This is a genomic window from Bacteroidia bacterium (genome assembly GCA_016218155.1).
GTDB lineage: Bacteria > Bacteroidota > Bacteroidia > Bacteroidales > GWA2-32-17 > GWA2-32-17.
This window is the reverse complement of record JACREQ010000008.1, coordinates 96,172-109,113: the sequence shown is the minus strand read 5'-3', so window position 1 is coordinate 109,113 and position 12,942 is coordinate 96,172. Positions and strand designations below refer to the sequence as shown.

The 12,942-nt window shown below is 30.2% G+C and carries 16 protein-coding genes; all 16 read left to right on the top strand.

Annotated elements, in window-relative coordinates:
- Window positions 1-51: 51 nt before the first annotated feature.
- The 16 genes from HY951_01145 (at window position 52) to HY951_01070 (ending at window position 12,899) form a co-directional block, all read left to right on the top strand.
- Window positions 52-420 (top strand): hypothetical protein, encoded by a 369-nt coding sequence (locus HY951_01145; protein ID MBI5538636.1) that lies wholly within the window; start codon window positions 52-54, stop codon window positions 418-420.
- A gap of 152 nt (window positions 421-572) precedes the next feature.
- Window positions 573-1,649 carry a T9SS type A sorting domain-containing protein gene (locus tag HY951_01140; GenBank protein ID MBI5538635.1) on the top strand — a complete coding sequence of 359 codons (1,077 nt, stop codon included), beginning with the start codon at window positions 573-575 and terminating at the stop codon, window positions 1,647-1,649.
- Between the two features lie 18 nt (window positions 1,650-1,667).
- Window positions 1,668-2,945, top strand: coding sequence for a hypothetical protein (locus tag HY951_01135; protein ID MBI5538634.1), 1,278 nt, complete (start codon window positions 1,668-1,670; stop codon window positions 2,943-2,945).
- Window positions 2,946-2,979: 34 nt separating this feature from the next.
- A complete protein-coding gene (locus tag HY951_01130) occupies window positions 2,980-3,369 on the top strand; it encodes a hypothetical protein (protein MBI5538633.1) in 390 nt (129 codons plus the stop codon).
- 8 nt (window positions 3,370-3,377) lie between these two features.
- Window positions 3,378-3,968: a carboxypeptidase regulatory-like domain-containing protein gene (locus HY951_01125; GenBank protein MBI5538632.1), complete on the top strand. Its 591-nt coding sequence runs from the start codon at window positions 3,378-3,380 to the stop codon at window positions 3,966-3,968.
- Window positions 3,969-4,016: 48 nt separating this feature from the next.
- Complete coding sequence (locus HY951_01120; protein ID MBI5538631.1) at window positions 4,017-4,520, top strand: hypothetical protein; 504 nt, start codon at window positions 4,017-4,019, stop codon at window positions 4,518-4,520.
- An 8-nt stretch (window positions 4,521-4,528) separates the two neighbouring features.
- Window positions 4,529-5,977, top strand: coding sequence for a 4Fe-4S binding protein (locus HY951_01115; GenBank protein MBI5538630.1), 1,449 nt, complete (start codon window positions 4,529-4,531; stop codon window positions 5,975-5,977).
- A 15-nt stretch (window positions 5,978-5,992) separates the two neighbouring features.
- Complete coding sequence (locus tag HY951_01110) at window positions 5,993-6,958, top strand: c-type cytochrome (protein ID MBI5538629.1); 966 nt, start codon at window positions 5,993-5,995, stop codon at window positions 6,956-6,958.
- The gene (locus HY951_01105) at window positions 6,951-7,106 is read left to right on the top strand and encodes a hypothetical protein (GenBank protein ID MBI5538628.1); all 156 of its coding nucleotides are present in this window, start codon (window positions 6,951-6,953) and stop codon (window positions 7,104-7,106) included. The genes HY951_01110 and HY951_01105 overlap by 8 nt, the downstream gene beginning before the upstream one ends.
- Before the next feature lie 13 nt (window positions 7,107-7,119).
- Window positions 7,120-7,902: a T9SS type A sorting domain-containing protein gene (locus HY951_01100; GenBank protein MBI5538627.1), complete on the top strand. Its 783-nt coding sequence runs from the start codon at window positions 7,120-7,122 to the stop codon at window positions 7,900-7,902.
- 32 nt (window positions 7,903-7,934) lie between these two features.
- Window positions 7,935-8,951 (top strand): hypothetical protein, encoded by a 1,017-nt coding sequence (locus HY951_01095; GenBank protein ID MBI5538626.1) that lies wholly within the window; start codon window positions 7,935-7,937, stop codon window positions 8,949-8,951.
- A gap of 85 nt (window positions 8,952-9,036) precedes the next feature.
- Window positions 9,037-9,402, top strand: a complete 366-nt coding sequence (locus tag HY951_01090) for a hypothetical protein (protein MBI5538625.1) — start codon at window positions 9,037-9,039, stop codon at window positions 9,400-9,402.
- Between the two features lie 117 nt (window positions 9,403-9,519).
- On the top strand, window positions 9,520-11,643 hold the full coding sequence (locus HY951_01085; GenBank protein MBI5538624.1) for a T9SS type A sorting domain-containing protein: 2,124 nt from the start codon (window positions 9,520-9,522) through the stop codon (window positions 11,641-11,643).
- A gap of 29 nt (window positions 11,644-11,672) precedes the next feature.
- Window positions 11,673-11,948 carry a hypothetical protein gene (locus tag HY951_01080; GenBank protein ID MBI5538623.1) on the top strand — a complete coding sequence of 92 codons (276 nt, stop codon included), beginning with the start codon at window positions 11,673-11,675 and terminating at the stop codon, window positions 11,946-11,948.
- Between the two features lie 30 nt (window positions 11,949-11,978).
- Window positions 11,979-12,419, top strand: coding sequence for a heavy-metal-associated domain-containing protein (locus HY951_01075; GenBank protein ID MBI5538622.1), 441 nt, complete (start codon window positions 11,979-11,981; stop codon window positions 12,417-12,419).
- 18 nt (window positions 12,420-12,437) lie between these two features.
- Entirely contained in the window at window positions 12,438-12,899 is a 462-nt protein-coding gene (locus HY951_01070; protein MBI5538621.1) for a hypothetical protein, read from the top strand.
- Window positions 12,900-12,942: the final 43 nt, after the last annotated feature.

The following is a 12,942-nucleotide window of genomic DNA, read 5'->3' as shown; positions in this document are numbered from 1 at the left end:
CTACAATAAAATAATAAAAACATAGTTATATTTGCTAACTAAATTCAGAGAATGTTTAAAGGGGTAATAAATATATCTTTAGCGATTCTGTTTCTTTTCACTTCAAGTGGAGTGATTTTAAATAAACACTATTGTTGTGATAAGTTTGTTTCGGCTTCATTATATTCAACTCCTAAATCATGTTGTGGCGGACATTGTAATAAATGTCATAACGAAACTACTGTATTTAAAATTACTGATAATTACCAAAACAGCAATTTAACTGTTGATTTAACTCAACAAATTAATGATATAATTGCTCCTGTTTCATTTTTTATCATTTCTTATATTGAGCCTTCTATTTTTAATAAATTTTTTTCTGATACATCATCACCTCCCGGAAGCAAAATCCCGTCATTGCTTCAAGTTTTCCGTTTATGATTTATACTGCTGATAAAACTTTGCTTTATTAATTCCTTATAAAGCGGTTTTACAATTTTCATTTTTTCTTATTGATTTCTATTTGTTAAATTTCTTTTATTGAATTGAATATTAGCTTATTCAATCTTTTTAAAAGAGATAATAAAATAATCATGAAAGTTTTTTTAGCAGTAATTATGTTTATTAGTTTCAATAATATCCTGAATAGTCAAATAATATTGACTGTAGATGACTTGCCAAAATCTGGCGATGTTCAAGTGAGTGCAAGAATTGATAGTCTTGAGGATTTAACGTTGAGTCCCGGCAATTCAGGTGCAAATATTATTTGGGATTTCAGTACGTTACATTATTTTGTAAGCTATCTTGATAATTCATTTGATTCTACTTCTTGGCTTCAAAGTTCGGCAACTCCTGAATCATATTCTTTTCCTTTAGCTGATTTAGCACAAACTACCAACTGTTATCTAAATCATAATTGGCAAACCCATGTTGTTACGTTAGTCTGTTATCATAATTATTTAATTAAAGATGCTTTAGGGCTTCATTTGTATGGAACAACATATCCACAGTCTCACCTGTTTCAACAATACCGAAATGTATTTCCCTTAATTAAGTTTGGCGATACATCAATCAGTTTTTCAAAAGAGGTTATACAAAATTCAATAGATTCTGTTTATGTAAGATTTGTCGCTGATACTTCCATTGCAGACGGATGGGGAACTGTAATAACACCGGTTGGCAGTTATGATGCTTTAAGAGTTTTTACGTCAGAAACTGTTTTTGATAGCTTATATGTAAATGGTTTAGGACAAGAAATTCAACACCAAGCAGGAAATTATTATTATCGTTGGTTCACAAAGGATATGGGCTATCCTGTATTTCAAATATCAAAAGGTATTTTAGAAAAACAGCAAGGTTATCAGGTAACTCATTTTGCAAAGTATTTAAGAAGAGATGTAAACGTGCCCGAAAATCTTATTACTGAGCAACAAATAACTGTGGTTCCAAATCCATTCTCAATTGAAGCTAAAATATCTTTAGGAAACAATGTTTCTGGTAAATATTCAATTGTCGTTTATGATATAACTTCTAAAGAGTGCCTGAGATTAACAAATGTTAATGGAGACGAATTAACAATTAACAAAGGAAACTTAAAAAATGGGTTGTATTATTTTCAACTAATCAATGAAAAGGGCAAAGTGAATAGTGGGAAATTTATTATTAATTAAAAACTTAAAAATAAAATAATGGCAAAATTTAAAATTTTAATCGTATTTACATTTATAATGTTAGCAAGCATTTATTCTAATGCAATTCCGGCTTTTTCAAGAAAATATAAAACAAGTTGTGTTACATGTCACACAATATATCCGCAACTAAATTCTTTTGGAGAAGCATTCAGAATAAATGGATATCAGTTTCCAAATGATGATGAAGAAAATACAAAAGAAGAAACTGTTCCAATGGGAGCGGAAGCGTATAAAAGAGTTTGGCCAAAGGCTGTGTGGCCTAATTTTATGCCAGGTTCAGCACCATTTGCATTAAGAGGAAGAACTGGTTTTCAGATAACCACTGTTGATAGTTCAATGACATCAGAATTTGGCAGACCAGCTATACAGCTGTTAGGTGCAGGAACTGTAGGAAAGGATATTTCGTTATTTGTTGGTGCACATTTATTTGAAAATGGAGCTACAGGAAGTGTAGACAGGCTTTATGTAAAGTTTGATAATCTTTTAACCAAATTTTTACCTGAAAAGTTTTTATATCTCCAGATAGGTCAATTTATACCAGAACTAGTTCCTTTCGCAACAAATCACAGAGGATTAACAGAATCAGCTTATGCATTTAATACTTATGATCCTTCAATGGGAAGCAGTTTTGTTGCTGGTCACGAACATTCTGCTGGAGGAGGTCATGGTTCAGGTCCATTTGGGTTAGAACAATTTCAATTAGGTGTAGAAGCTAGTGGCGTTGTTCATAAACGATTAAGATATGTGCTAGGTGTTGTAAATGGAAGTAGTACAAATGAAGATGTAAACTCTGATCGTGATTTTTATGGAAGACTGGCTTATAAAATTGGAGGTATTGCTTATGATGGCTCATTTAAGGATAGTATAAAAAATGGAATGGAATCCTCATTTGCGTTAGGTGTTTTTGGTTATAAAGGAATTGGAACAGATACTAGCGAAATGAACTTCAACTTTTACCGAATTGGAGGAGATTTAAATTTTAATTTCCGTAAATTGAATTTAGTTGGTGGTTACATTATGGGTGAGAGTTTTAATGATATGAATGAAAAGTATAATTTATTTTTTGGCGAGATTAATTATTCCTTTTATCCATGGATAATGGCGGTGTTGCGATATGAGCAGGCTAACCCAGGTATGAGCAAAACTGCAAGGCAAGTTGTGCCGCATTTAAGTATGTTAATTGTACCTAATGTTAAATTTAAAATTGAAACCAGGTTGAACCCGGATAAACTTGGTTTTGAAAATTTATTTCTGGGATTCGATTTTGCATTTTAACAATTCACAAATATAAATTTAAAACAAAAAAATCATGAAAAAATCAATTTCAACAGTGGGAATAGTTACAGTAGTTATTCTCTTTTTAGCTTATTCAAGTATGTCTTGTAGTAAAAAAAAGGAAGAAATGCATGAAACAGCAGTAACAATGACTTATTCACCAAATCCTGCATTAAAAGATTCTCTAATTACAGTTACATTTCTTGTAAAAGATTCCGATATGCCTACCAATGTTACGAATTACACATGCTCTTATAAGCTTTCGACTGCAACAAATTCAACTCCTTTAACTCTTACTCAGGGTGCTACTGGTACATATTCTGGAACATGTACTTTTAATTCAGTCGGAATGTATAATCTATCAATGATGTATATGCATGGTAGCGATAATATGTCAAAGGATTTTACTTTAACTGTTCAATAGTTAAGATTATGTATAAAAGATTTTTTTTTACAACTGCTATAGCTTTATTTATTTTTGGCTTCTGTGCTGCTCAGATTACGGGCAAAGTAGAGACAGAGTTAACTAAAACTAAGTATAAAGCAAATACTGTTGTATATATTGAAAAAGCAGAGGGTAATTTCAAACCCTCTGCTAAGCATGCTCAGATGGATCAGAAGAATTTAACTTTCATACCCCGTGTTTTGCCCATTATGGTTGGCTCTACTGTCGACTTTCTTAATAACGATGATGTGCTCCATAATGTATTTTGTCCTGATAAATGTTCGAAATTTGACCTTGGTTCCTATGGAAAAGGAGTTGTAAAATCTTATAAATATGATAAATTAGGATGTCAGTCTGTTATTCTGTGTAATGTTCATCCCGAAATGGAGGCTTACATTATTGTACTACAGAATCCATATTTTGCTGTGACTGATAAAGAAGGTAACTTTTCTATTAAAGGTGTACCAGCTGGAAAATATACAATACAGGTTTGGAATGAAAAACTGAAATCTGCTCCGCAACAAATTACAGTTCCTGCTAGTGGTAAACTTGTAGTTAATTTTAATATGGCAAAATAACATACTGATGAAGAAAAGTGTCTGTTTAAGAATTCAAATATTTACAAAATGAAAATTAAATTGATCGCAATTGTAATTATCATAACCATCGTGGGTGGTATTGTTGGTGTGCTTGTAAGTTTAATAGTTGCAAAACCTGAAAGACGAGATTTTTTGATTAAAGCAAGGCAATATTCGTATGAACCAGATAGGATTGAAGTTAATTATAATGATACCCTTCACATAAGACTTATTTCAATGGATGTGGTGCATGGGTTTTATCTAGAAAATTATGATATCGATGCTGAAATATCTCCTAATATTAAAAGTTTCAAAGTTCGTAAACCAAGCTTGGGCTATAACTGGAAAGATACTAGCGAAATAGTTGTAATAGCAAACCAAAGAGGTAAGTTTCGTTTTCGGTGTTCTCATACTTGTGGAAATATGCACCCATTTATGCAAGGTATCTTAATTGTTAAACCAAATATGATGTTATTTACTAGTATTGGAATTATTTTAGGTTTATTAATTGGACTCTTATTAATGTTTTACTTAAGAATCAGAAATAAATAATAATGTAAATGACAAATAAAAGTTTTGAAATAGGAAATAAAATAATTATTGAGAAAACTTCAAAAAGAATTGATCTTTTTGAGAAATTTCCTATTATAAAAAGAATTGTAAAGTCAAGATATTTTCAATTTACTTTAACTTTTGCAGGATTATTTGTTTTTTTTCTTGTAATTCTGGGTGGATTGATCGGAACCCCCATAGGAAACAGAAATATTGCAATTGTTTTGATCTGGATTTTTTGGTGGTTTATGTTAATATCAATTTTGGTCCCATTCTTTGGTAGATTATGGTGTGCCATGTGCCCACTTCCTTTTTTTGGTGACTTTTTTCAAAGATTTTCATTTATTAAAGTAAGAACTGGAAAGACTGGATATTTAAGAAACAAAATGTACGGTTTAAATAAAAAGTGGCCTAAGATTTTTAATAATATTTGGATTCCTAATTTTGCATTCTTAACACTATGCACGTTTAGTGCTTTTCTTGTAACCCGTCCATTTGTATCTGCTATTGTACTTGGAGGAATGTTATTGTTAGCTACATTTCTTGCGTTTGTATACCGTTTAAGGGCATTCTGTCGCCATGTTTGTCCGGTTAGCGGTTTTATTGGCCTTTATTCAAAAGCTTCAATGATTGAATTAAGATCAAAAGATGCAGAAATTTGCCTGAAATGTAAAGAAAAAGGATGCTTGCGTGGAAATGAAAAAGGTTGGGGATGTCCTTGGTCAGAATATATGGGAACAATGGACACTAGTAATTATTGTGGGCTTTGTATGGAGTGTGTAAAAACTTGTCCTAATGATAATATTGCATTAAATCTTAGACCCTTTGCATCTGAAAGAAATATTAAAGGTTTTGACGAATCGTGGAAGGCTTTTATTGATGTAGGAACTAGTCATGCATATTCTATGATATATTTGGGAGCTAGTGGCACCTTAAAAGATTGGGTTAATGCTGCAGAAAGTGGAGATTGGAAAGGGTTTTTAATATATGCGGGTTTATTATGGTTAATCTCAATTGTAATTGTTCCATTAATTTTCTATTTGCTTTCATTATTAATAAAAAAATTATCGCAAGTAAAAACAGTTTCCATAAAAGAAATATTTTTAGCATATTCTTATGTTTTAATCCCTCTTGGGTTGATGGCGTGGATTGCATTTAGTATTCCTTTGATTTTAATAAATGGCTCTTATGTTATTTCAATATTCTCTGATCCTTTTGGATGGGGCTGGGATTTATTCGGGACTTCAAATTTTCAATGGCAGCCATTTATTCCAGATTATATAGGGTATATACAAGTAGGGTTACTTTTAATTGGTTTAGGTTATGCAATTAATAGTGGATATTTTATTGGCCAAAATCTTTTTAAATCTGCAAAAGCTGCATTTCGTGGGTTAATACCTGTTGCTATTTTTTCTACAATTATTGCATTAGCATTTATTTTATTCTTTTTAAGTTAACAATTATTAAACAAAATGAAAAATAAAGTTGGTGAAATAATTACAAGAATATTTGTTGTGTTAGTTTTAGCTGTCACAACCTTTTTAATTTTTTATTTTGCGCCGTGGAAAAACAATTCAGGGAAGAGAATTATTTTTCTTACTGCTGTTGCAAAAAATGGTGTTTGGACTGAAGAAGAGGTTAATGGAGCAAATTATTGGACAAAAGATTTTAAACAAGCTGTAATAATATTAAAAAAAGGTGAAGAAGTCATATTTCGTTTTACAAGTATGGATGTTACACATTCATTTTATTGCCCTGAATTGAATATTGGGCCAGTTGAAGTTTGGCCGGGAAAAATGTATGAAATACCATTCAAAGCAAATAAAGTAGGTAGCTTCAGGTATTATTGTACAATAGTTTGTGGAAAATGCCATTTTTATATGCAAGGGAAAATAATTATACTGGAAGATAATATACTAATTACTGATAATATGATTAGTAAAATGAAAAATGATAGTCTTATTACAAAATGTTGTATGTTAAATGATACATTAACACTGCCTGAAAATATTATAGAAAAAGGAAAACAATTATTTGTTATTAAAAACTGTGTCACTTGCCATGGAAAGGAAGGAATAGGTGGAATTAAAAATTACAACTATGCAAAGCCTACTATTCCTGACCTAATAACACTTGGCACTAAACTTAAAATTCCTGATAAAGAGGCTGCTGATACAATTATTAAACTTTTAGAAATTAATGCAGATTTTTCAAAATTAAGCGATTACCCACCATTTAGAAATTATGATCGTTTTCTTGCACAATATACTTCGATTTATAATAAAATTTTAAACGGAGCTCCCATTGTTTTAAAAGCTGATTCAACTGGTCCAAAACCACCCTTATTTATGCCCTCCTGGGAAAACAATCTGTCAAAAGAAGAAATCAGATCAATTATTTCTTATTTAATCAGTAAAAATAATTGGGAAGATGAATAAAATTAAGTGTAATGCAAATGAATATAGTAAAATAAAGTATGTTATGGAAAAGAAAAAATCTTTTAGAAATTCAGCAGATTTAACAAAAATAATTATGTTTTACAGCATAATTATTGTATCTTTATTTATTAATATTGAAACATTTTAATCTAAATAATATCATGAAACAAATCTATCTATTTTTAATCTCAATGATTTTTGGAATTACGAGTTTTGGACAAACCGCAACAAATTTCACTTGTAATGATTGTAATGGAGGTTCACACGATCTTTTTACTGAACTTGATGCCGGAAAAGTTGTTGTTTTATGCTGGGTAATGCCATGTAGTACGTGTATTCCAAATTCAAAAACATCTTATAATGTTGTAAATAGTTATCAGTCTACAAATCCAGGTCGTGTATTTTTCTATATGGTAGATGACTACGCCAATACAGTATGCAGTTCATTGAATAGTTGGGCAAATACCAATGGGATGCCACAATCAGCATTTTCCCAAAGATTTGTAAATACTTCAATCAATATGACAAACTATGGAGCGGCTGGTATGCCTAAAATCGTAGTACTTGGTGGTTCATCTCACAGTGTTTTCTTTAATAGTACTGTAAATACTTTTAATTCATCAAATTTACAAACTGCTATTAATAATGCACTAAATACAACAGGTATTGAAAATCTAGGTTTTGACTTTAATAAAATGAGCCTATTCCCTATTCCTGCTGGTAATCAAACAACTTTATCAATTGATTTGAATGAAAAATCAAATGTTAAAGTTGAACTTTATAATTTTGTTGGTAAAAAAGTTTCTGAATTAAATAAAGATCAACTTAGTTCTGGGATTAATGAAATACAAATAAATACATCCGAATTAACAAATGGAATTTATTTTATTAAAATAAGTGTAGCTGATCGCAATAAATTAATGAAGTTAATTGTTTCACATTAACATAAATATTATGTTATAACATTATTAAGGATATGAAATATAATATTGTTTTTGTTGTATTAATTTTTGTTTTAAATGTATTTGAAACATATGCACAATGCTGTGGCGGTGGTGGTGGCAGTCCGATTGCTGGTGGATCTTCTCAGGGAGTATTGTCTGAAAATCAGATGGAAGTAAATTCTAATTTCCAATTAATTAGTACAACTAAATTTTTAACCGGAGATAAACCAGATACTAATTTTTTAGATAGCTATGATAGCAAATATATTTATACAAGATTAGCCTTTGGTTTATCAAAAAAGTTGACTATATCATTAGAAACCGGATACTGGATTAATAAAACACAAGTTGGTCTTCATAAAGTTGACACAAATTCATCTTCAGGAATTGGTGATTTGATTATTTTTCCTCGTTACGATATTTTAAAAATAACCAAAAATTCTAAAACAACTGAATTAACTGTCGGGCTTGGCTTCAAAGTACCTTTGGGATCATATAATGATTCAATTAAAAAGATTGAGCCATTTTCAGGTGAGCCTTATTATATTCCCAAAACATTGGCAGTACAGACTTCTTCAGGGGCACAAGATCTGATTTTTTATTTATTCTTATTTAGAGGAAATAGTATTAAAAAACTAAACTTCTTTACTAATGCCACATACATAAAGAAAGGATGGAATCCACTAGGAGAAAAAATAGGTGATTATGCCAGCATTGGGCTTTTTGCAAGTAAAACTTTATTTAAAAAACTAACAGTTACAATTCAGTTAAAAGGAGAATGGGTTGATCAAATGAAATTGAATAATAACATTCTCATGTATGCATATCCAAATTATAATCCAGATGCAACTGGGTTTAGAAAAGTATTTTTTGTGCCACAAATATCATATAATTATAAAGGGAAGTTAACTTTTTATTTAATGTCTGAACATCCATTGTATCAATATATGTTTAACACACAAATTAGTTCACAGCATCAATTTACATTTGGAATAACTTATAGATTTTACCCAGATAAATCAAAATGCGAAGAAAATGTAGAAAAATAAAAATAGTTAGTTTTAAACCTTTGTTAATTTAAAGAGTCTAATAAATAATGAACAAATATTTATAGTTGTATAGAAAACCAAATTAATGAGAATTTTTATAAACATATTAATTTCTTTCTTACTGATTTTATCTACAACTGGCATATACGTTTCTGAGCATTACTGTAACAATCATTTAGTTTCTGTTTCATTTTATTCAAATGCAAAAAAATGTTGTGATGGAGATTGTCCATTTTGTAAGAATGTAAATCATACATATAAAGTTAAGACTAAATTTGTTCAGTCTGATAATTTAAGCTTTAACCATAGTAATAATCCAATTTCTTTATTTGCTTTACCAACTGTTAATACTACTCTGTTAAGTAGTATTTCTGTTTTTCATATAGTTAAAACCAATCCGCCTCCTGGCAAGTCATTAACGACTGTTTGTTTGTCTAAATTAAGACTATGATTTTATCTGTCTGTTGTTAAATATACAACAGCTTTAACTCATTTTATCATTTTTAAATTTTTGAGTACTGTTTTATTTAGATATTAAATAATCACAGTCATTTTAAATAATAATTATATGAAAACTTCAATTAATATTAGTCTAAAAAATAATTTATTGAGAATTAGTTTGTTTACTTTATTCTCTATAGTAATGGTTTTTAATAGTGTTGCACAAACTCATTTATGCTCAGAGTATGAAGCAGATCGTCGTGCTGAAATAGAAAATCCAGATGCATTAAATGCTAAAAGTGAACTCGAATTATTTACAAAACAATTTTCTCAAAACCAGCATAAATCTGAAGTGACCTATGTTATTCCAGTAGTATTCCATGTTTTACATTACTACGGAGCAGAAAATATTTCAAAAGCTCAGATTTTAGATGCGATAAGAATAATGAATGAAGATTTTAAAAAATTAAATGCGGATACTTCAAATATAGTTCCTGCATTTCAAGGCATTGCTGCAAATAGTAATATAGAGTTCAGATTAGCTCAGATTGATCCTAATGGCAATTGTACTGAAGGTATTGTTAGAACCGTAACAAGTGAAACATATAATGCAAATGATGATTCTAAGCTTCTTTCGCCATCATGGCCAAGAAATAAATATTTGAATATTTGGACAGCTAACAATTTAGAGTCTGGTGCAGCAGGTTATTCTTATTATCCATCAAGTGTTTCTGGTACTTGGGGTGCTAATAAAGATGGAGTGATATTATTAGCAACTTATGTTGGAAGTATAGGAACCGGTAATAATGGTACTTCTAGAGCACTTACTCATGAAGTTGGACATTATTTGAATCTTGCTCATACATGGGGAAATAGCAATGAGCCTGGACTTGCATCTAATTGCGGAATTGATGATGGTGTTTCTGACACACCAAATACAATTGGACATACAAGTTGTAATTTAACTGCAAATACTTGTGGAGAATTAGACAACGTGCAAAACTACATGGATTATAGTTACTGTAGTAATATGTACACTGAAGGACAGAAAACCAGAATGAGAGCTACTTTAAACAGTTCTATCAGTGGAAGAAATAATTTATGGTCAGCCTCAAATTTAGTTGCTACTGGCACAAATGATAGTTATATTTCACAAGTATGTATTCCTGAACCTGATTTTAGGTATAACAAAACTCTTGGTTGCGATAATCTTACAGTTCAATTCACTGATCTGACATGGAATGTTGATACTGGATATTCTTTGCAATGGTCTTTCCCTGGCGGAACACCGTCTGTTTCAAATGATGTAAGTCCAATTATTTCTTATGCTTCTGCAGGAAATTATAGTGTCTCATTAACTGCTTCAAATACTAGTGGAAGCAACCAAATAACAAAGGCAAATATTATACAGGTTCAGAATTCTACAGTAGGTGAAAACATCCCTTGGGTAGAAAGTTTTGAGGATAGTTCATTTCCAAATTATTTAGACACAACAAAAAGTTGGCTAATAAGAGGTAATAGCACATCTAACTGGGTAAGAACAACTGTTGGATATGATGGATCGTCTTCATTAAAGGTTAATAATGCAAGCAATGTGGCTGGTCAAACCTCCGAATTATATTCACCAAATATTTTATTTGCAGGAAATAATCCTAGTAATTTCTTTACTTATTGGGTTGCTTATGCTCAAAAAACTGCAACAGATAATGATAAAATTCAGGTTTATGTTTCTTATAACTGTGGAAATTCATGGTATTTAAGGCAAACAAAATTTGGTGCTACACTTGCAACTAATGGTGGTGCTCTTGTTACTTCATTTACTCCTAACAGTTCGCAGTGGAGAATGGAAACTGTTAATCTGGGTTTGTTCATGACAAGACCAAATATCAGAGTAAAGTTTTTGGTAACATCAGGTAGTGGAAATAGTATTTATATAGATAATATTAATTTGGATCAGTTAACGAATGTCGAAAATTTAACACTTTCTGTTACAAATAATTTAAATTTATATCCAAATCCAATAAATAATGAGTCTGTTTTGGTATTTGATTTAAACAAAGCTTCAGATGTTGAAATATCTCTTTCAAATATGCTCGGTCAAAGGATTTCATCTTTTAAGAAGAATTATTTAAGTGGACCTTATGACATACCTGTTAGCAGTGTTTTAAAAACAGATATTCCAAGTGGTGTATATTTTCTTTCAGTAATAATTGATGGAAAGTCAGAAACTCTAAAACTGATAAAGGAATAAATTATTTGTAAATATTAATTATGAATAATATGAAGACAAAGTTGGTTATAACAATAATTAAAAATGGAATAGCATTATTTATGTTTTTAATTATTTCATTTAATAGTTTTTCTCAAAGTTGTCATAATGGGGGCTCTAATAACGGAAGTGATAAAGGCATAGTAAAAACAGTAAATTATAAAAAGAGTACTAAAAAAACTTATTATGTGTGTAAGAAACATCCAAATATTAAATACAATTCAAAAGGAAATTGCTCTGTTTGTAATAAAAAATTGAAAAAGAAATTTGAATATTGCTATGATTAAAAGTGAGTTTATTAACTAAAATTAAATAAAATGAAAACAAAATCAATCTTTCAAAAAAATGTTTTTAAATTTTTTCTGGCTTCTTTGTTATTGGTGTTTTATGTAAACTCCAATGCACAATGTTGCGGTGGCAGTAAATCTAAATCTTGTAACCATAGTTCTACCTCTGTGGGTAATTCTAATACTTCATCTATAAAAGAAGGTTCAATAACTGAAACATTTGGAGTAAATGGAAATTGTGGAATGTGCAAAACTGCTATTGAAGGAACTTTAATAAAACAAAAAGGAATTGCTTCATCTGATTGGAATCAATCTAGCAAGACACTAACTGTATCATTTGATGAAAAAATAATTAAAATCGAAAAAATTCATCAGATTATTGCTGATGCAGGTTATGATACTGATAAAATAAAAGCATCTGATAAAGCATACAATAAGCTCCCGGGTTGCTGTAAATATGATAGAAACTAACATTTATAATCTATAATCATGAAAACAAAAATGTTCTTATTCGTTGTAGCAATTGCCGCTACTGTAACTTTTATAAGTTGCACAAAGAGCAAAGATGACACTGGCAAACTTAATCCTGAACAGCAAATATTATTAGAAAAAATGCAGGTTTCATTTAATTCTGCTAAAGTTTATAATGATTCTTTAATGCATTGTAACATAACAAATCCACACTATTTGACATTGGTAAATCAGTACGATAGTTGTTACCATGCGAATGATTCATTGTTTGCTTATTGTCATGCTAATATGATGAATAATGGTGATGGTATGATGGGAAATAACAATAACATGATGGGTAATTCTGGCGGTATGATGGGAAATAATGGAGGAATGATGAATGGTAATAATATGTGTACTACCCAAAATAGCGAATTGAATAAGGTAATGTCTGATATGACACTCTTAAGGGAGTTTCACCTTAGTTATCATCCCAAATAATTGGTTATTTTTAAAATAATAATTACTTTACATGATTATTAAA

What these genes read in the sequence shown, in the direction of transcription:
- HY951_01140 (MBI5538635.1), top strand. Translation starts at nt 573, where the DNA reads ATGAAAGTTTTTTTAGCAGTAATTATGTTTATTAGTTTCAATAATATC.
- HY951_01085 (MBI5538624.1), top strand. Translation starts at nt 9,520, where the DNA reads ATGAAAACTTCAATTAATATTAGTCTAAAAAATAATTTATTGAGAATT.
- HY951_01080 (MBI5538623.1), top strand. Translation starts at nt 11,673, where the DNA reads ATGAAGACAAAGTTGGTTATAACAATAATTAAAAATGGAATAGCATTA.
- HY951_01115 (MBI5538630.1), top strand. Translation starts at nt 4,529, where the DNA reads ATGACAAATAAAAGTTTTGAAATAGGAAATAAAATAATTATTGAGAAA.
- HY951_01120 (MBI5538631.1), top strand. Translation starts at nt 4,017, where the DNA reads ATGAAAATTAAATTGATCGCAATTGTAATTATCATAACCATCGTGGGT.
- HY951_01135 (MBI5538634.1), top strand. Translation starts at nt 1,668, where the DNA reads ATGGCAAAATTTAAAATTTTAATCGTATTTACATTTATAATGTTAGCA.
- HY951_01130 (MBI5538633.1), top strand. Translation starts at nt 2,980, where the DNA reads ATGAAAAAATCAATTTCAACAGTGGGAATAGTTACAGTAGTTATTCTC.
- HY951_01105 (MBI5538628.1), top strand. Translation starts at nt 6,951, where the DNA reads ATGAATAAAATTAAGTGTAATGCAAATGAATATAGTAAAATAAAGTAT.
- HY951_01145 (MBI5538636.1), top strand. Translation starts at nt 52, where the DNA reads ATGTTTAAAGGGGTAATAAATATATCTTTAGCGATTCTGTTTCTTTTC.
- HY951_01095 (MBI5538626.1), top strand. Translation starts at nt 7,935, where the DNA reads ATGAAATATAATATTGTTTTTGTTGTATTAATTTTTGTTTTAAATGTA.
- HY951_01100 (MBI5538627.1), top strand. Translation starts at nt 7,120, where the DNA reads ATGAAACAAATCTATCTATTTTTAATCTCAATGATTTTTGGAATTACG.
- HY951_01070 (MBI5538621.1), top strand. Translation starts at nt 12,438, where the DNA reads ATGAAAACAAAAATGTTCTTATTCGTTGTAGCAATTGCCGCTACTGTA.
- HY951_01110 (MBI5538629.1), top strand. Translation starts at nt 5,993, where the DNA reads ATGAAAAATAAAGTTGGTGAAATAATTACAAGAATATTTGTTGTGTTA.
- HY951_01090 (MBI5538625.1), top strand. Translation starts at nt 9,037, where the DNA reads ATGAGAATTTTTATAAACATATTAATTTCTTTCTTACTGATTTTATCT.
- HY951_01125 (MBI5538632.1), top strand. Translation starts at nt 3,378, where the DNA reads ATGTATAAAAGATTTTTTTTTACAACTGCTATAGCTTTATTTATTTTT.
- HY951_01075 (MBI5538622.1), top strand. Translation starts at nt 11,979, where the DNA reads ATGAAAACAAAATCAATCTTTCAAAAAAATGTTTTTAAATTTTTTCTG.